Consider the following 17,813-nt stretch of genomic DNA (forward strand, 5'->3'; position numbering starts at 1 on the left):
GACGGGGGCGGATCGCTGCGCGGGAATGGTCAGGCGCTGACCGGGGTGGATCGTGTAGGGGGCGGGGATGCGGTTGGCCTGCGCGATCTGCTGCCAGGTGACCCCGGGGTAGGCGGTGGCGATGCCGGAAAGGGTCTCCCCCGCCCGCACGGTGTGCGTGCCCCCCGGCAGGAGCAGCCGTTGTCCGGGGGTGATCCGGCCCGGGTCGGGGCCTATCAGCTCTCGGTTCAGGGTGTGGAGTTCCTGCCAGGTGGTTCCGTGGTGACGAGCGATACCGGAAAGGGTCTCCCCGCGTTGCACCACGTGGAAGCCGCTGGGCCCACCGCTCGACGGCCGGGGGGCGCCGGCGCGCACCCACGAGGTCAGGGCGGGGCCGGGGCAGGCGGTGGCGAAGCCGTCGGCGTGCCGGGAGATCTCCCCGCCGGCCGGGCCCCGGGCCCGGCAGTGTTCGATCGCGTCCCGCATGCCGTGGAGTTGGGCGTCGGGCGGTTCGGTCAGGCCGGAGGCGCCGAGCAGCGCGCAGACCGCGTAATGGGCGTCATTGAGCGAGGTGTTGCCGTTCGCCGCGTTCCGCCGTTCCAGACCGCGCCCCTCGTAGACGGTGCCGTGGGTGCAGACCACGAAGGAGTAGGCGATGTCGGACCAGCCGTTGCCGTCCATGTGCTGGGCCTGCACGGAGCGGATGTAGCCGGGGCACTGGGTATGCGGTCGGTCGGAGTAGGCGCTACCGAGGTAGTGCACCTTCACCCCGAGTCGGGCCCTGCCGTACGGAGTCGCCCCGGCGGGGGTCCGGAAGGGACGGGCGCCCCATCCGGAACGGGACACCAGATCCATGTCGATCACTTCCTGTCGGTTCAGGGGTTGGTGATGCGCAGCCCCGCGAGGCACACCCGGGTCGCACCGCTGCTGGACCCGGAGTTGGGGATGCCGACGTTGAGTCCCCCGGCCGGGATGAATTGGACCCATACGTGACTGTAGGAAACGGAATTTCCGCCCTGAGCATAGATTTTTGTGCTGGATACCCGGTGGCCGGCGCTGAAGACGAAAACCTGATGAGTGGAGTTCAGCGATACGCTGCCGAGGTCAATGTCTCCCTCGAATTCCCATACCGGTGTTCCCCGGTCCAGGATTTTCCGCATCCTCGGCACGAAAGACGAGTTCGGCCCAAAACTTCCCTGCCACGTTCCGAGATCGGTCAGAGGTGTCCAGTCCATGAGGATGCCGTTGGCCCGGCCTGCGGTCACCCGCATGCCGGGAACCCAGCGCGTCATGAGGCCCCTCCTCTCACAGCCCCAGGACGCCGTCGACATCCCACCCGGGAGCGACGAGCATGGGGCGGGCCAAGCGCACGTCCGTACCGGCCGGGTGCGTTTTCGAGATGCCGTTCCTCGCGCGGATCACCGTGAACGGCTGGCCGCTGGCGGCCGAGACACCGGCGAAGACCAGGAGCCAGCCGTGGACGTCGGTCAGCTGGTCGCCACCCGACAGAACGACTTCCTGGGCCCCGGAGGTGCTTGCCTGCCGGGCCCACACCCGTACGCGGGCCGCGTCGGCGGTGGGCCCGGAGGACTCGGTCACCGGTTCCCACCCGCCGTCGGGGCGGGCCATCTCGTCGTTGGGGTCCCAGTCGGCCAGGTGGATGGCCACCAGCCAGTCCCCGACCTCGGCCGGCGCGGTGAGCGTCAGGCCGTCCTCCGGCAGCTCCTCATAGGCGCGGACCCAGTTGGTCAGGGCGACGGAGGCTCCCGGAGCCACGACCGAGATCGCCCCGTAGGCGTCGACGAAATCGGCCGTGGCGGTTCGTGTGCCGGTGGGGCCTGCCGGCACGTTCTCCACGGCGACGGTCGCCGAGGCGTAGTACCCCGCGGCCTGCCCCAGGCCGGTCATCCCGGCCGGGATGGTGTACTCGACGGGGATGGCGTAGGTGGCCCAGGCGCACACCAGCAGTCCGGGTTCGGCCGCGGTCACGCTCGGCGCCACCTGATCGTTGGCTCCGATGATGTCGGTGTTCCCGGCCGCCGCCGCCCAGGGCCCTCCGGTCACCGGGGCACCGATGTTGGTGACCGTCACCACCTCGCCACCGACGAGGACATCGACGGGGACATCCTCGGGGACGGATTGCGGGGAGCCGGTCACGATCCAGTCCAGCTCGGCGGGCGGGGCGGGCTCGACCCACAGTGTCGTGGCGTCGGGGCCGGCCAGCAGTGCCAGGCGGGATCCGTCGGTGTCGATGTGGGAGGGCGGGTCCTCCGGCTGCGGATCGTCCCACGTGACCTGCCCCACCACGTGCGGGGAACCGGGGCGGCAGGTGAGGTCGACGCGCCATTCGCGGCTGGTTGCGGCCTCGGTGGCGCCGTCGATGGCCAGCTCGATCACGCCGGGCGGGGCACCGTCCACGCCGACCAGGGTGGCCCGGTCGCCCGGCAGCAGTTCCAGGACGTCGTCCACCAGGTCGGCCAGGCGGTCATCGTGCAGGTGCAGGGTGATCTTCGGCCAGCGCAGCTCGTCCACCGTGCCCGCAGCCACCCGGGCGGCCGCGAGGTCCAGGAGTTGGGAGTCGGACCAGGCGTTGAGCTCCCAGCCCCGCTCCTTCAGCCCCATGCCCAGCGGCGGGTCCTGGGTCCCGAGTCTGCCCTCGGTCTGTTCGTACTCGGCTTCTCCGCCGTCGATGCGCGCGACGACGGCGCGGTTGACGGTCAGCTGGTCGTCCGCCGTCGGTTCTGGTTCCTGCGCCAGGTGACCGGCCGATGCGTCGAGGACGAGCGCGGGGGGCTGGTTGTCCATGCTGGCCCGGGTGCGCAGCAGCAGGCCGAGTTCGTGCCGGGCGTCCATCAGCAGGGCGTCGTCGACTTCGACCGCCTGGCGCATCACCGTGACCGGTGGCTGGAGCTGCTGCGGGCCCACCGGTTGGGTGTTGTCCGGGTCGCCGACGACCGTCAGCGGGATGGACTGTTCGCCACAGATGCGCACCACGCGGCGCCCGGCCTTCTCCCCCTCCCAGCCGCGGACCGCTCCCCACGTCTCGGCGGGGGCGGGCCCGGCTCCCTGCCACACCACCAGGTGGCCGATGCTGACCGCGCCGTTGGTCTCCGGGTCTCCGGCGGTCACCACCTCCATGCCGACCCGGGCAAGCACGGTGGTCGCGACGGACGCGGTACCGGAGGCGACCAGCTGGCCGTCGATGTGGATCTGCCACGGCGTCGAGGAGCCCTGCCCCACTGTGAGCCTGATCAGGTGCGGCTCATTGGTCAGGGCACGTTGGTCCCCGAGCGTCACGTGCACCGGCATCAGCAGGCCGTCGACACCGGAGAGCAGTACCACCGAGCCCCCGTCGCCGGTGGAGATCAGCAGCACCCATTCGCGGGGCGGGTCGGCCCGGTCGGTGAGGATGAGCCGTACGGTCCCTCCGGGGCCCTGCCGCACGTACTCCACGGTCCGCTGTCCGGTGACGGTGACCGGTGCGGAGAGCACGACCAGGCCCTCGGCCGGGACGTTCATCACCGGCTCCAACCACGGCGCCAGTTCCCCGCGACCCCATTCGGGCCGGGCCGGCGCGGAGTGCCAACCGGCTTGGACCACCCGCAGCAGCGCGGTACCCACGGCCGGGCGACCCGCCTCGGATTGCGCGCCCTCGGTCATCGGCCAGTAGACCACCTGAGCGTGCGCCCGGTCGGCCATGTAGCGGCGCAGCGCGGACCGCGGTGGGGTACGCGAGGGGGTCTGGAGCCGTCGCAGCAGGCCGGCCGAGGTGATCGGCACGTACCGGTCCTGCCCGGTGCGGTCCCACCGCGGAGGCAGCTCGACGATTTCCCCGGCGTGGACCACGCGGCGTCGGGTGATCTCGGCGCCAGCCTGCGGGCTCCAGGTGCGGCCTGCGGCGTCGACGACCTCGGGGGCGCCGCTCTCGGCGGTGGTGAGGTCGAGGTCCGCCACTGCCGTGCCGTCGATGCCGTCGAGGAGTTCGACAGCCATGATGCGCAGGGGCCTGCCGTCGATGCCTGCGGCCGGCATGATGCCGACGCACAGGTCCGCGGTCCCGGCGTGCACCGACGTGGCGCCGGAGCCGCTGACCGGCTCTCCCAGGCGACGCCAGGGTTCGCGCGGCCGCCGGATCCAGAAGGTGACCGCCCAGCCGGCGCCGGTGTCGACGTCGAGCGCGGCGCGCAGGGCACCCCGTTTCCCGGCGAGGATCGGTACCGGCAGTGCGGCGGTGGCCGTCAGGGTGGTGGAGCCGTTGGTGGACCAGCGCAGCTGCGGGTGCCCGGCGGCCGTGAGGGTCAGCATCCACGACCGCTGGTTGCCGGTGGTCTGCCAGCGTCCCGCCAGTCCGATGTTCTGCCCGGGCCGCCATGCCCAGGTGCCCAGGCTCAGGCGCACGTCCAGGTCACCGGTGATCCGCAGCGCGGGGTGATCGGGGGTGCTGATGTGCCCGGTCTCGCCGGTGGCGCAGTGCACGCTACCGGTGTGGTTGGTCAGGCGCAGGGGGGTGTTGCGCCCCAGCGTCCCCCAGTAGGGGCCGAGGGGGTTGTAGACGGAGTAGACGCCGTCCCGGTTGTTGAGCGTCAGTCCTGCGGTCGCCGGATCCGGCTGTGACGCCTCGTCGGCACGGCCCCAGCGGTGCGAGACCACGGCGTCCGCGATCCGCACGTCCTCGGTGACATCGACGTCGTCGTCGCCGATGCGCATCTCCGCACGCAGGTCGATTCTCATCTCACCCCTCCCAGAACGGCTTGGACGTCCCCGCCTCGTACCCGCACGGCCTTGCGGAACATGCGCACCATGTCCTCGTCTCCGTCGAGGTGGATGACGACCTCGACCCGGCCGCCGCCGGCTGCGGCCCCGGCGGTTCCCGGTGGCGGCAGGGCACCGGTGGGGCGGGCCATGGAGGGGATCTCCCGGGTGACATCGCCCAGTGCCCGGCGCACCCCGGGCACCCCGTCGGTGATGCCGGATGCCAGGCCGGTCATGATGTCCCGGCCCGCGGGCTGGAGGAGCTGGAGGTCAACCGGGCGTGGCCCCTTGAAGTTGGGGATCAGGCCGGTGACCCAGTTCAGCGTGGGCCGCAGAACGCCGGAGACGGCGTCCTTGATGCCCCGCGCGAGGCCCGAGATGATGTCCCACCCCGCGCGCACCAGGCTTCCTCCGGCCCGCCGCAGCGCCATGAGGATGGCGGGGATGACCTCCACGATGACGGTCCGGGCCAGCTGCGGGATCGCCCGCCCGATGCCCATCACCAGGGACCCGATGACCTGGAAACCGACCGAGAGCAGCATCGGCATGAACCGCATCAGGGTGGAGACCACGGTCGGCAGCAGGGTGAGCGCCAGCGCCACCAGCTGGGGAGTGGCGCGGATCATCCCGTCGGTCAGCTTGAGCAGCATGTCCACGCCGGTCTCGACCAGGCGCGGCAGCATGTCGGAGAGCGTCTGCGTGATCCTGGGGATCAGCTCGGACGCCAGTGCGACCAGGACGGGCAGGGTCGTCGTCAGGCCGTCGACCAGCGTCATCATCAGATCGACGCCGGCGTCGAGGAGTTCGGGCAGCAGATCCATGAGGGCGCCGAGCATCGTCGGCCACATCTGCCCGAACACGAATTCGACAACGAGCGGCAGGAACGTGACCATGCCGTCGATCAGGGCGCGCAGCAGCGTCGTTCCGGCCTCCAGCAGCAGGGGCAGCGCCTCGACCACCGCGCCGAGGAGCGCGGTCAGGATCGACACCAGTCCCTCGACCACGATCGGCAGCACCGCCACCGCGGCGTCGACCAGTCCGGTGAGGAGCTGTACGCCGGCCTGGAGCACCAGGGGCGCCGCCGAGACCAGAGTGGTGACGACCTGCTGGAGCATGCCCGAGAGGGCTGCGACCAGTTGCGGCACCAGCACCGGCAGGGCATCGACGATGGCCCCGAACAGCGACAGCGCCCCATCGAAGGCGACCTCGCGGAGGTCCATCAAGGTGGCGAGGATCGGTCCGGCCTGCTCGCCCAGCTTCGAGACCGCACCGCCGATGCCGCCCTCGGCGAACGCCGCGCGCACCTGGGCGGCCCACTCCACCAGCCAGCCGAAGACGTCGCGCAGCGTCCCGGCGCCGCTGTCCACGATCGCGCGGAACCCATCGAAGGTCTTGTAGGCCCACACCAGCGCCCCGGCGAGAGCCAGAACCCCCACGACGGCCCACGTCCAGGGGGACGCCCACAGGGCCAGGGACGCGGCCTTGATCAGCGGGAGCAGGAACTTCACCGCGGCCGAGACCTGCCCGATGGCGGTCACCATCTGGCCGGTGACCCACAGGACCGGCCCTGCCGCGGCCAGTACCGCGCCGAGGAGCACACCCCACTTCAGCAATGTGGGGTTGGCGTTCGCCGCGGCCTGCGTCAATTCCCCCAACCGGGACACCAACGAGGTCGCCATCGACAACAAACCGGTGTCGCCGATGGCAATCATCAAACCCTCGAATGCCGACTGGAGGGTTTTCAGCTCACCATTCAGCCCTTCCATGCGGATGGCTGCCATGGTCTCGGCGGCGCCCTCCACATTCAGAAGGCCGTCTTCAAGTTCCTTCAACGCCTCGGAGCCCTGGCCGAGGAGCGCCGCCATTTTCGGCCCGTGGTCGGCACCGAAGATCCGGCCCATGTCCACCGCGTTCGCACCGGCCTTCTCCAGGTCGATGAGAATCGCGGACATGTCTCGCAGATTCCCGTTGGAATCGAGCGTGGAGACACCCAGATCCCGTAGGGTTTTCGATGCCGCCGAGGAGGCATCCATCATGCCGAGAATCGCGGAGGTCAAACCGGTACCCGCGGTCTCGCCCTGAATGCCGGCGTTACCGAGCATGCCCGCCGCGGCCGCCGTCTGCTCCAGGGACCACCCGGCCGAGGCCGCAGCCGGGGCCGCGACCTTCATCGTCTCCCCGAGCATGCTCAGATCGACGTTGGCGGAGGCGCACGCGGCGGCCAGCGCGTCCGCGACCCGGCCGGATTCCTCCGCCTCGATCCCGAAACCCGCCATGATATTCGAGGCGGTGTTCGCGGCATCAGCGAGCTGAACATTTCCCGCCGCTGCGAGGTTCAAAATGTCCGGCATTCCGGAGAGGATCTGGTTGGTATTCCATCCGGCCATCCCCAAGAATTCCATGCCGGCCGCCGCCTCGGACGCGGAAAAGGCGGTGGTGGAGCCGAGGTCTTTGGCGAGATTTCTCAGGCCGTCGAAATCATCTCCCGTGGCACCGGTGACGGCCCTGACGCCATTCATCGCCGCTTCGAAATCGCCGCTCATTTTCAGAGCGGTGACCCCGATGCCGATCAGCGGGGCGGAAACGCGAGTCGAAACGCCTTCGCCCATCGAGGTGAGCGAGGACCCCAGGCGTTCGGACCGGGACTGGAACTTGTCCAGGTCCTCCGCTGCCTGCTGGAGACCGCCGCGCTTGTAGCGGGCGTAGATGGAGAAGCCGAGGGAGGTCAGCGTTGCCACGGCCACCCCCTCGCCTGCTCAGGGGTGGGGCCCCGGGGGCGGAGACATCACTCGACGTCCCCGCCCCGGCCCTCCTCCGTCTCCGTGGTCTGCTGCTGGTTGAGCTCCCAGGGCCGGGGCACCGGGGCCGGCTCGGGCACGGGATTCGGCTGTCCCTTACCGGTCAGCCAGGCCGCGCCGACCAGATAACCGAGCCGCTGCACCTCCTCCAGCAGGGCGGCGAGAGTCGCGTCCCGCCACCGCGAGTCCACCGGTCCGTACAACTCCTCGTAGACCGCCCACTCCGTCAGCTCCCGGCTGGTGGTGGACGCCAGCAGCTCGGAGACGGTGCGGCCGGTGGCCAGCGCTAGTCGGTGGTAGAGGGCTCGTTCGGGGCGCCGGTGAAATCCTCTGCCAGCTCCTCCATGTCCGCGTCGGTGATGCCGGACAGCTCGGCGGCCGCGGTGTAGACGCGGTCCAGCGCGGCTGCGGATTTCCGGCCCAGGGCGATGACGTCCGACGGCTCGTCGAACATGAGGGTGCCGTCCTCGTACACGCAGGTGGCCGCGACCAGCCGGGCCCTCATGTTGGCGAGGTTGATGTCCCGATTCTTGCCCTTGCCCTTCATGCTGTCGGCCTCGAACTGGTCCCGCTCGGTGCCCGACAGGGTGCGCACCCGGACGCTGCCGCCCCACTCGGGAACCTTGACATCCCGGGTGGGAAGGTCATCAGCGGCCAGGATCTGTGCTTTGCTGAGCAGCGCCATAGCAGCGCTCCTTTCTTCTCGGTGCGGGGAGGTCCCCGGAACAATTCTTCTCCGGGGCGAAAGAGAGTTCTGATTAAGGGGCGCCGGAGGGCCCTCCGGCATTGCCGATCCAACTCGCGGAATCCTCGATCACCTTCGAGATGTTCCGCCGAACGGTCGGCATCTGATCGGAGATCGGCCGCATGAACCAGCTGCCGCCCTTCTGGTGGACCCACTCCTCCTTGTTGCCGAACAGCGGGTGGCGCCATCCCCCGTCCCGGCCCTGGGAGTCCAGGCCACGCGGCAGCAGCTCCTCGCCGGTGGGCATGGCCGTGACGATCCTCATGCCGATCTTCGTGGACGCCTGGATACGGACTCCGCGCGCCACCCTGCGGCGCAGGCCGGTGGAGCCGCGGCCCTTGACCGGCATTCGCCGCACCGCCGCCTTCGCGGCGGCCGCCGCCGGCCTGGCGGCCTTCCGCAGCTCGGCACGCAACCGGGTGGGCAGCTTGCGGTCGGTCTCGCGCAGCCGCTCGGCCACCCGGGTGATCTCCCGGCCCATCTCCAGTTCCATGGACAGTTCGCGGTCCGCGCTCACGAGAAACTGCCCACGGTCACGGTGCCGTCGACCTGGAATTCGGCCGTGAACGAGATTTTGTCGGCGACCGCGCCGGTGATGTTGTAGCCGGTGCACCACGCCTCACCGGACAGCTCCGGTCGGCCGGTCCCCTGGCCGGCGGGTCCGTAGGAGAACGGGTAGGGCCCGTTCTCGCCCCGACGGATGGAGGACAACACGGCATGCGGCCCGGTCGTGGCGGTGGTGTTGAAATGGCCGTTGACGGAGAACGTGGTGTTCTCCAGGCCGGGGATGTGCCTGGTGCCCTCATCCCCGAATGCGGTGACCTCGGAGAGCTGAACCGCTCCCGGCAGCCCGGAGATGTTGTCGGTGTACGGGGACAGATCCCGCAGCGATTCCCCGGAGTCCTGGATCGCGAAATACGAGTTCTTACCGTGCTGGAAGGACACGCCGTCCTCCTTTCATGAGAAAGGGCCCGACCGGAATGCTTCCGGTCGGGCCCGTGGGGCGGTGGTGGGTTATCGGCGGGCGACGGCGACAGCGAACGTGGCGGTGGTGTCCTCGCCCTCCAGGGCCCAGGTGGCGCGCACGTAGCGCTCGATCGGGCCGTCGAACCGCACGTACTGGTGAGTGGGGCCGGTCGCCCGCTCGAACTCCACCAGGTCGACCCACACGAGTTCGTCCTCGGAGTCCTGGATCACCACGTCAAGGTCGGGAGCGGCCCCCGTGGCCGCGGTCACGTGCAGCGTGGCCACGCCACCGGTGGTGGACTCGGCCCCGTCGTCCACCGACGGGCCCTCGCCGGAACCGGTCACCGTGGTGTGGGGGTGCAGACAGACCCCCCAGTCGACACCCTCCTGCGGCTGTCCCTCCACGGTCATCGACACGGCGTCGGTGACCGTGGCGTCGATGGTGAACCCGCTGCTGTTGGCTTCGGTGATGAACGCCGGCCGGCCGGCCGCCAAACCGGCCGGCAGGAGGGTGGTGACCATGCCGTCGGGGGTCTCGCGCACTTCCCGCATCAGCTCGTACAGGCTCTCCGCGGAGGTGTCGAGCAGCCCGTTGAGAGTGATCTGACCGTCCAACAGGCCGGGGATGTACCGGTGGCCCTCGTCGAGTAGAGAGGTGACCTGGGACATGTTCAGCGAGTGGTTCGCCGTCCAGCCGGTGACGTTCATGGACACGTGCCGATGGGCGAGCAGCACCCGGGACGCCTTGGTGTGGATGAACGTCATCGTCCGCCACCTCCGTGGATGGCGGCGATCTGCTCACACGCGACGATCTCGACCCGGACGCCCAACGACCTGGCCCACCTCTGCGCCGCGCCACCGAGGGCTTCCAGCTCCCGGGGATCGAGGTCGGGTGAGACCCGCAGCAGCAGGATGTCTCCGGGCCTGACCGTCACGGCCTCCAGCACCCTGTCACCGACCGTGCTCATCGGCCTCACCCCCTTCCGGTCCTGCCGGTTCCTCACTGACCGCGCCGCGTCGAGTCAGCCACTCGATGCTGCGCACCGGCAGGTCTTCTACGACCTCTCCCCTGTTGGCCCGGCGAATCCCGCCGCGTTTGCCCGCAGGCCGGTAGGTCAGCCCCCTCAACACGCGATACCTACGGCTGGACACTGGCGGTCGCCTCCACTCTCAACGTCGCCCCGAGGTAGTCGATGCCGGCCCACGGGATGATCCCGTACTGGGTGACGGCCGCGATCCGGACGTGGTCCGCGCGGTCGTCGAGCCGCAGCCCGCCGGCCTCCACCGCGGCCTTGATGCTGTGCGGACCGACCGGCTCCAGGAACTCGTCGAGGCGCCGCTGCGCGGAGGGGTCGTGGCTGGTGGACACCAGCACCGCGATCAGGAACCGGTAGTCGTGGCAACCGTTGCCGAACGTCCCGTCATAGGTGACGGCCTGGCCGTCGGGCCCGGAGGAGGACGGATCGCCGGGCACGACCACCGCAGTGGGCGGGCTGATGTTGCCCTTGACCCAGATGGAGGAACGCAGACCCGGCACGTTCGTCAACCGGTCCGCGATGCCCGCTCGGATCACCGCCAGGCTCACGCGATCCTCACCCCCTTCCTCCGGTACGGATTCAGCAGACCCTTGACCTGTGGGTTCTCCCGCACCGTGATGATGCCGAAATCGTTCCAGCCGGCGACCCCGAACGGTGCGTCCTTGGTCTTGAAGATCTCGCTGGCGGCGATGGCGGTGGCCTCGCGCACCGGCGCCGGGACGGCCGCCCAGCCCCACCATGCGGTGACCCGCACCGGCCCGGACCACCTCGGGCCGGTGCGTCCGCGGCTCCGCAGCTTCCAGTACGGCCACCCGGGCACTCCGTCACGGAGACCGCCGATCGGTTCGGGCCTCACCGCCGCGGTGTCCAGCGGCGCCCCGTCGATCAGCAACCCGTCCAGGTCGTGGATGTCGTCGACGAACAGCAGCCCCGGGAAGATGGGGTCGTACTCCCTCTCCTCCGGGGCCGCGCCGCGGTTGAACTGGCGGCGGCAGTACCGATCGACGCCGGTCGACGCCGCGGTGATCGCGCGCTCCAGCTTGTCGTCATCGTCATCGTCGACGATGTCGAACCGGTCCTTCATCTCGGCCAGGGAGGCGTAGGGCTCGCCGTACATCGCTCACCTCACCATCGGCCGTCCGAGTCGCCATCGGCGTCGGGGGTCTTGTCGCTCTCCGCGGTGGCGGCCTTGTTCGACCGCGGAGAGCGCCGCTTTGCGGCCGGCTTCCGCCCGGCCGGCTTGGCCGGCTCCGGCTTGACCTCCTCGCTCTGCGAGCCCTGCTCCTGGTCCTGGTCCTCCTTCACCGTCTCCAGCGCGCCCAGCCGCACCGCCTCGGCACGGGGCACGAGCTGCCCCGGCCTCCAGTGCAGGTACCGCGCCTCCGGATCCTCTTCGGGCACCACCCGCGTCCGGTCCGCCGTCAGGCACCACCGCCGCTCGATACGGATGCGATCGTTCACGGCGCCCCGCCCCCCTCGGCCCCGGCCCCGGTCAGCCCGGCCGTACGCCAGGCCGTCCCGTCGTAGGACAGGACCACGCCGTGGTTGGCGGCCTCCAGGGTGACCGTGCCGTCCTCGGTGGTCACCTCGTAGGCCCCCGAGGAATGGGACCGCAGGATGATCGTCACGGTGTGCCCGGCCTGAGTCTGCGGCGGCTCCGGCAGCGTGATCTCCTTGGTCTCCGCGTTCGTCGAGGCCAGGGACAGCACGATGTCATCGCGCCCCACGACCGCCTCTGCGTTGACGCCCAGCACCCGGGTGACGCCCGGTCGGGGCTGGGCCCCTTCGATGATCGGCATCTTGCGCTCCTCCGTCCTGACCGATCCCGGTCACAGGCCGCTGATGCGGGCGATGGCAGCAGGCCGGTACACCACGAACGCGGCACGGATGTCCGCCCGGACCGCCTGCCGGCCCCGCACGAAGAAGTCGGCGTGGGAGTTGGTGATCTGGACATCCACGCCACGGCGGACGGCCAGCTCCAGGAACGACGTGTCCAGGACCAGGCCCGCTCCGGCCGGCTGCGCCTGGGCCTGCGTCACCGGCAGGCCCCAGATCCGCTCCGGGCCCGCCTCGCTCGGGTTGCCCCAGATGTAGACGCCGTCCGCGGTGCGCAGCAGCCGGATGTTCTGCCAGTCGTACGGGGAGAGCACCACCAGATTCGGGATGGCCTGCCCCTCGACCCGGACCAGGGTCATCCCCTTGTAGATCGCGTCGGGCGTGGGGTCGGCGCCCTTGCTCTGGGTGAGAATGCCCGTCACGTTGTTCACGCCCCGCAGGTTCGGGGCGTCCCCGTCACCGTTCAGGATTTGGTAGTCCAACCTCTGCCGGATCATGAACGGCAGCCGGTTGTTGACGTACCCGGCGGCCTGCGTCTCGTCCTCCAGCTGCTCGTCGGTGATCGGCAGCCAGGTACCGATCTTCCGCACCGGCGAGTCCCGCTCGGTCAACTCCAACTGTGCCTCGGGGTACGCCTCGCCCTCGGCGACTTCCTCGGCGTTGTTCTGGAAGACCGTTTCCTCCATGTAGACCACGGCCGCCTGGGCGGTGGTGGTCCCCGGGATGAAGTCGATGACCTGGATGGGACGGGTCGCGGCCTCCACCAGCCGGCCGGTGCGGGTGGTCTCCGGGGCCCACCCCGCGCCGGTCTCGAAGAGGGCCTTCACCTCCATGTCGAGAGGAGTGCTCGGGCCCTCCGCGCCCCGGCGCCGCTCCGTGTATGCCTTGGACTTGACGAACATCTCGCCCAGGTTCCCGCTGTCCTTGGTGGGCCTGTCGCCATCGGCGCCCGGCTCGATCCCGCCGCCGCGACCACGCCGCCCGGCCTCGTCCTCCGCCGCCTTCGCGGCGCCGGCCGCCTTCGCGACGACCTCCAGCTGCTCGACCTCGACGGCGGCCTCGTCGATCTCGGCGTTCAGGGACCGCAGGTGTTCCACCTTCGCGTGGGTGTCGCCGGACACCGACTTGACCTTGGACATGTCGTACTCGGGGCCGGCCTCGTCGAGGAACGCCCGCAGGGTCTTGCGGCGCTGCTCCAGCTTGCCCCGCGCCTCCTTCAGCGCGGGGAACTCCACCAGGGTGCTCATGCTCGCTCTCCGTTCGGGTCGTGGATGTCGTGGATGCGGGCGACGGACGCGGCGAGCAGGGACGCCAGTTCGGCGTCGTCCGGCTCCTGCGCGTCGTCGTCCGGTTGGCCGGCCAGCACGCGGTCCAGGCGCTTGAGGTCGTCGCCGATCCAGCTCAGGAGATCGGCGGGACCGGCACCCAGTCGCTTGCCGTGCGTCGCCCGGAGGGTCACGACCTCCACGGCGCGATCGGTCAGGGCCGACAGGGCCGACAGCACATCGGCGGCCTCGTCGACCAGGCGCAGGCCCTTGGCGGGCCGTTCCCCCCGAGCGCGCAGCTCGGGAGGCTGGCGGTCCGCGGCACGCAGATGTTCCGCCAGGTGCTCGTAGACGGCCTTGCGGTCCTCCTCGGGGAGGTCGCACGCCGCCGAGTTCAGGTGGGCGATGTGGATGACGGCGGCGCGGAGGTTCGCGGGGCCGTCCACCCCGTGGTGGTGCGGGTAGCGGTAGCTGCTCTTGGCCTCGGGGTCGCCGTCGGGGTCCACCCAGGCGTGCACGCTGCGCAGCTCCGAGGGCCGGGCGTCCTCCGTGATCGCGGCGATCGTGCGGGGCCCGTCCCACGGCCGGGGTGTCGTCGGGGTGTCGTGGGGCGGAATCGCCTTGCGCACGGCGGGCACGGCGGGCCCGGGCCGGTCCGGCTCCCCGTGGCGGGACTTGGCACTGAGTGTGCCGGTACCCACTCCGGCGCCCAGGAGCACCGGGGATACCTCGTGCACCGTGACTCGGTCGAGGAAGCGCACCCGGCGGCCGTCGAACTCCCCGAAGGAGTACTCGTTGATGTCGAAACCATACGACCACTCGCCGAGGCCGTCCTCCGCCAGGGCCTTGACCACCGAGAAGGTCTCGCGGCCGGCCGCGGTGTCCATGAAGAACTGCCCGTCGAGAATCGCTTTCTTCCCCCGGACCTTCACCACACCCTTGCCCACCGGCAGGGCCCCGCCCCAACTGGTGTGGCCGTACGCAGAGATCGCGACCTTCCGGCCGTCCTCGAACGCTCCCTCGCGGGTGACGTCGTGGTCGGAGTCGACCACACCCATCGTCGCGAACACCGCGGTGACCCGGCCTTGTGCCGCGTCCTCGACCTTGACGCCCGAGAAGGACTTGGTGTGCATCACTGATCGCCCTCCTCGGGCTGGTTCTCGGAGCCGGGCCCATCGCCCGTCCCACCGTCGTCGTCTTCACCGGTGCGCGGCGGCTGCATCTGCACGGACACCAGACCGGTGTGCCGGCCCAGCAGCAGCGTCACGTCCTCGGCCGCGGCCGCGGCCACCACGGCGTCCGCCTCGAAACCGGCCTTGATACCGGCGTCGATCCCCGTCATCCGCGTACGGAAGATCTCCGCGCGGTCGCGGGCGTCCTCCCGCAGGAACGCCACCCCGTCCTCGGTCACGATCAGGCGGGCGGACGTGGGCGGCCGGAGGAGGGTTTCCAGGCTGGCGGCGGCCTCCTTCCACAGCGGCCGAATCGTGCCGTCCGCGAACCGCCTCCTGCCCGCGGAGAAGTTGCCGGCGTTCAGGCCCGACCCTTGCAGGCCCTCGGCGAACCCCACCCACGAGGGCGGAACCCCGGCAGCCGAGGCGATGCGCGCCTCGATCCGCCCCACCGTGGCGTTGAATTCCATCTGCCGAAAATCATGGGTGAGGGGCTTCACGTCCGCCCCACCCATCAGGAACAGCGTCTTGTATGCGTTCCACGCCCCCTGGTGCCCCGCTCGAAATTTCTCCACGAAATCATCGAAAGCATCCTCGGCCGTGTCCTTGTCGAACGTCACCACCATGTTGGGAGTGGCGGCGTTCTGGAAGAACCGGCGTTTGTGCGTGGTCGCCGCGGTGTCCGCCTCGATCTCCCGCAGGACGGGCGTGAGCCAGCTCATGCCCCGGAAGCGGGCTTCGGGGTCGGGAATCGGCGCGTAATGACTGACCTGCTCGGGCAGCAGAAGGACCTCCGTGCCGCCCGGCGGCCGGTACAGGTACCCGATCACCCGCGTGTCCAGGGCGTTGATCTCACCCGAGTGGCTGCCCAGCACGATGTAGACCCAGTCCGGGCGCAGTCGCGTGATCCGGCGCCCGGGCCCCGTCGCCGCCTCCCCCACCCGGCCCTGGTCGTCGACCACGCACCAGAACGAATTGCCCGCGAGCGAGGCATCCTGCTCCATGTGCGAGAGCAGTTTCCCCGTGGTGCCGCCCGGCCACGGATTCTCCAGCAACGCCAGCTGCTCATCACCGAACCGTCGGCCGTCGATGGCCGACCGCCATCCGAATTCCCCCTGGGAGAAAACGTGCTGCCGCGCCGCGATGCAGGAGAAGATCGGGCCATTCGCCTTGAGCGCACCACGGATGTAGCCCTCGAAATCGTTCTCGATCGCCTCACGGTCGTGCGTCAGCCCCCCGAGGAACGCGCCTCGCAGCCCGTCCAGATCCCAGATCGGCGGTTGTGCCCAAGAGCTGTTCTTCCGCCGGCGTCGTCGCCACCTGTCCAACAGGCCCATCGCCCCCTCCTCTCAGCTCTCAGGCCCAAGCGGCGGCCGGCTTCTTCGTGCGGTTTCCGAACTTCTTCAGACCCCACAGCGCGGCCGACCCGGCGACCAGCGGGGAGATGTCCGCCGAGGTGGAGTTGCGCCCCCACACGAACGCGCCGTCCTTGCCCAGCGTGATCTTGGTGGCAGCCGCCATCGCGCTGGTGAGCGCGGGTTGACCGATGTGCCGCAGCCGCGGCCGCCAGGTCCTCGGCGCGTCCGGCGGCCGCACGATCGCGTCGTGCGTCAGCCCCGCCGCCGCTGCCCGCTCCCCCGTCGACGCCTTGATGACCCTGATCCCCGCCTCGTCCAGTTCGGGGATCAGCGACCCGGCCGGGCCGAAGTTGCCGACGACCACGGCACACGGCTTCCACTTCCGCTTGAGCTCGGCCATTCGGTCGACCATCCACGTGGTGCCGGGCAGATGGTTGACGACCTCCATGTGCCAGGTGCCATCCGGCCGCACCCCGGCCACGCTGATCGCGCCCATGGTGCGCTCGGGGTTGATGTCCAGCCCGAACGCCACGGGGTGGCGGGGCGGGGCCGCTCCCACCGGGAGCCTGCACGCCTCCCACGACTCGGAGTCGGCGACCTCCCAGCCGGTGGAGTCCACGACGTACCGGCCCACGCTCAGCCGTTCACGGATGTAGGCCCGCCGGGAGATCGTCCCGGCCCGCTCGTCCTCCACCAGCTCGTGGTTGAGCCGCACGCCCAGCCCGGGATTGGTTCGCCGCACGGTCTCCGGGGCGTCGGGGTCATCGTGCTCGGCGCAGTCCGAGCCGCACGAGTCCGTGCACAGCTGCGCCGACCACTCGAACCACGCCAGGCGACCCGGGCTCTCGGACAGAGCTCGGGTCCGGGCACGCGAGATGACCTCGCAGGGAGCCAGGTCTTTGTCCGGGGCACTGGTGGTGTACCAGATCTGGTAGTTCGGCTCGGTGGCCAGGGTGGGTGCCAGCGCCGCCATGCCGTCGTCGGTGAGGTTGTACGCCTCGTCCAGGAACAGAACCGCTCCGCTGAAACCCCGGCCGCCGCCGCTGGTTCGGGTCGCGAACAGCAGTCGCGCGCCCGACTTCAGCTCGATGCCCTCCTCGCCGTGCGACTTGTGCACCCGCGCGACGCGCGCATCGAACTCCGGCGTCGATTCGATCAGCCGCAGGATTCGCCTGAAGTGCTGCTTCGAGGTTTTGAACTCGTGAGCGCTGTGGATCAGCACACTTTCGCCGAACAGGAACAGCCCGGCCAGCTGGCGGGCCTCCAGAATCGCGCCCTTGCCGTTCTGCCTGGCCACGATGAGACCAACCTGTGTGGCAGCCCACCGGCCGTCGGGACGCTCGCCCAGCGCGTCCTCCAGCACGTACTTCTGCCACGGGTCGAGCTCCAGACCTGCGCGGGCTGCGAGGTCAATCGTCTCCCGGCCCGCGCTGCTCACCGACGGTGGAACCACTCGCAGCCGCGGTCTCTGCTCGCCTACGAGCCCGGCGAGCGGCGAGGTCGTCGACGGAGTCACCGGTCTCACCACCTCTCAGGGCAGCCAGATCGGACAGCACCAGGCGCAGTTGGGTGGCCAGCGCGGCGGCGTCCCGGTCGGTGGTGCCCTCCGCGTCCAGGCGGTGGGCGAGGTCGTCGCGCAGGGCCTCCAGCGCGCGGCGCCGGTCACCGCTGGCGGCAGCTGCGGCGACGCTGCGCGGGTCCTCGTCGGTGGTCATGGCGGCCCTCCTCGACGGTCCGGTTGGGTGCCGGTGGGGGCGGCTGGGGGCCGTGGCGCCGGTCAGGGAGACGACGAGCCCCTGACCGGCGCTGTGACCTGCGGCTTTGTCGGTGGCCCCTTGGGGGTAGCGTCCCGACGGCCGGTGGGCTGCCACACAGGTTGGTCTCATCGTGGCCAGGCAGAACGGC

The 17,813-nt window shown here is 70.3% G+C and carries 19 protein-coding genes; all 19 read right to left on the reverse strand.

Annotated features, from left to right (window positions below; genetic code table 11):
* Positions 1-834 (reverse strand): LysM peptidoglycan-binding domain-containing protein (locus FOE67_RS03050; RefSeq protein ID WP_182660177.1); only part of this gene is annotated, 834 nt, incomplete at its 3' end.
* A gap of 20 nt (positions 835-854) precedes the next feature.
* Positions 855-1,271, reverse strand: a complete 417-nt coding sequence (locus tag FOE67_RS03055) for a hypothetical protein (protein WP_182660178.1) — start codon at positions 1,269-1,271, stop codon at positions 855-857.
* Between the two features lie 13 nt (positions 1,272-1,284).
* Positions 1,285-4,710, reverse strand: a complete 3,426-nt coding sequence (locus FOE67_RS03060) for a hypothetical protein (RefSeq protein ID WP_182660179.1) — start codon at positions 4,708-4,710, stop codon at positions 1,285-1,287.
* Positions 4,707-7,469: a phage tail tape measure protein gene (locus FOE67_RS03065; RefSeq protein ID WP_182660180.1), complete on the reverse strand. Its 2,763-nt coding sequence runs from the start codon at positions 7,467-7,469 to the stop codon at positions 4,707-4,709. The genes FOE67_RS03060 and FOE67_RS03065 overlap by 4 nt, the downstream gene beginning before the upstream one ends.
* Before the next feature lie 47 nt (positions 7,470-7,516).
* Entirely contained in the window at positions 7,517-7,720 is a 204-nt protein-coding gene (locus tag FOE67_RS03070) for a hypothetical protein (protein WP_228473490.1), read from the reverse strand.
* A gap of 95 nt (positions 7,721-7,815) precedes the next feature.
* A complete protein-coding gene (locus FOE67_RS03075; protein ID WP_182660182.1) occupies positions 7,816-8,214 on the reverse strand; it encodes a hypothetical protein in 399 nt (132 codons plus the stop codon).
* Positions 8,215-8,287: 73 nt separating this feature from the next.
* The gene (locus FOE67_RS03080; protein WP_182660183.1) at positions 8,288-8,791 is read right to left on the reverse strand and encodes a hypothetical protein; all 504 of its coding nucleotides are present in this window, start codon (positions 8,789-8,791) and stop codon (positions 8,288-8,290) included.
* Complete coding sequence (locus tag FOE67_RS03085; RefSeq protein ID WP_182660184.1) at positions 8,788-9,219, reverse strand: hypothetical protein; 432 nt, start codon at positions 9,217-9,219, stop codon at positions 8,788-8,790. Before FOE67_RS03085 ends, FOE67_RS03080 begins: the two co-directional genes overlap by 4 nt.
* A 69-nt stretch (positions 9,220-9,288) precedes the next feature.
* On the reverse strand, positions 9,289-10,005 hold the full coding sequence (locus tag FOE67_RS03090) for a hypothetical protein (protein ID WP_182660185.1): 717 nt from the start codon (positions 10,003-10,005) through the stop codon (positions 9,289-9,291).
* On the reverse strand, positions 10,002-10,208 hold the full coding sequence (locus FOE67_RS03095; RefSeq protein WP_182660186.1) for a hypothetical protein: 207 nt from the start codon (positions 10,206-10,208) through the stop codon (positions 10,002-10,004). Before FOE67_RS03095 ends, FOE67_RS03090 begins: the two co-directional genes overlap by 4 nt.
* 170 nt (positions 10,209-10,378) lie before the next feature.
* Entirely contained in the window at positions 10,379-10,825 is a 447-nt protein-coding gene (locus FOE67_RS03100) for a hypothetical protein (protein WP_182660187.1), read from the reverse strand.
* A complete protein-coding gene (locus FOE67_RS03105; protein WP_182660188.1) occupies positions 10,822-11,394 on the reverse strand; it encodes a phage head-tail connector protein in 573 nt (190 codons plus the stop codon). Before FOE67_RS03105 ends, FOE67_RS03100 begins: the two co-directional genes overlap by 4 nt.
* A gap of 8 nt (positions 11,395-11,402) precedes the next feature.
* Positions 11,403-11,738 carry a hypothetical protein gene (locus tag FOE67_RS03110; RefSeq protein ID WP_182660189.1) on the reverse strand — a complete coding sequence of 112 codons (336 nt, stop codon included), beginning with the start codon at positions 11,736-11,738 and terminating at the stop codon, positions 11,403-11,405.
* Positions 11,735-12,076, reverse strand: a complete 342-nt coding sequence (locus FOE67_RS03115; protein ID WP_182660190.1) for a hypothetical protein — start codon at positions 12,074-12,076, stop codon at positions 11,735-11,737. The genes FOE67_RS03110 and FOE67_RS03115 overlap by 4 nt, the downstream gene beginning before the upstream one ends.
* Positions 12,077-12,106: 30 nt before the next feature.
* On the reverse strand, positions 12,107-13,360 hold the full coding sequence (locus tag FOE67_RS03120; protein WP_182660191.1) for a phage major capsid protein: 1,254 nt from the start codon (positions 13,358-13,360) through the stop codon (positions 12,107-12,109).
* Positions 13,357-14,511: an HK97 family phage prohead protease gene (locus tag FOE67_RS03125; protein ID WP_182660192.1), complete on the reverse strand. Its 1,155-nt coding sequence runs from the start codon at positions 14,509-14,511 to the stop codon at positions 13,357-13,359. Before FOE67_RS03125 ends, FOE67_RS03120 begins: the two co-directional genes overlap by 4 nt.
* Positions 14,511-15,887 carry a phage portal protein gene (locus FOE67_RS03130; protein WP_182660193.1) on the reverse strand — a complete coding sequence of 459 codons (1,377 nt, stop codon included), beginning with the start codon at positions 15,885-15,887 and terminating at the stop codon, positions 14,511-14,513. Before FOE67_RS03130 ends, FOE67_RS03125 begins: the two co-directional genes overlap by 1 nt.
* 19 nt (positions 15,888-15,906) lie before the next feature.
* Positions 15,907-17,346 (reverse strand): terminase large subunit domain-containing protein, encoded by a 1,440-nt coding sequence (locus FOE67_RS03135; RefSeq protein ID WP_182660194.1) that lies wholly within the window; start codon positions 17,344-17,346, stop codon positions 15,907-15,909.
* Positions 17,318-17,623, reverse strand: a complete 306-nt coding sequence (locus FOE67_RS03140; RefSeq protein WP_182660195.1) for a hypothetical protein — start codon at positions 17,621-17,623, stop codon at positions 17,318-17,320. The genes FOE67_RS03135 and FOE67_RS03140 overlap by 29 nt, the downstream gene beginning before the upstream one ends.
* Positions 17,624-17,813: the final 190 nt, after the last annotated feature.

Source organism: Streptomyces calidiresistens (assembly GCF_014141525.1).
Taxonomy (GTDB): Bacteria; Actinomycetota; Actinomycetes; order Streptomycetales; family Streptomycetaceae; genus Streptomyces; species Streptomyces calidiresistens.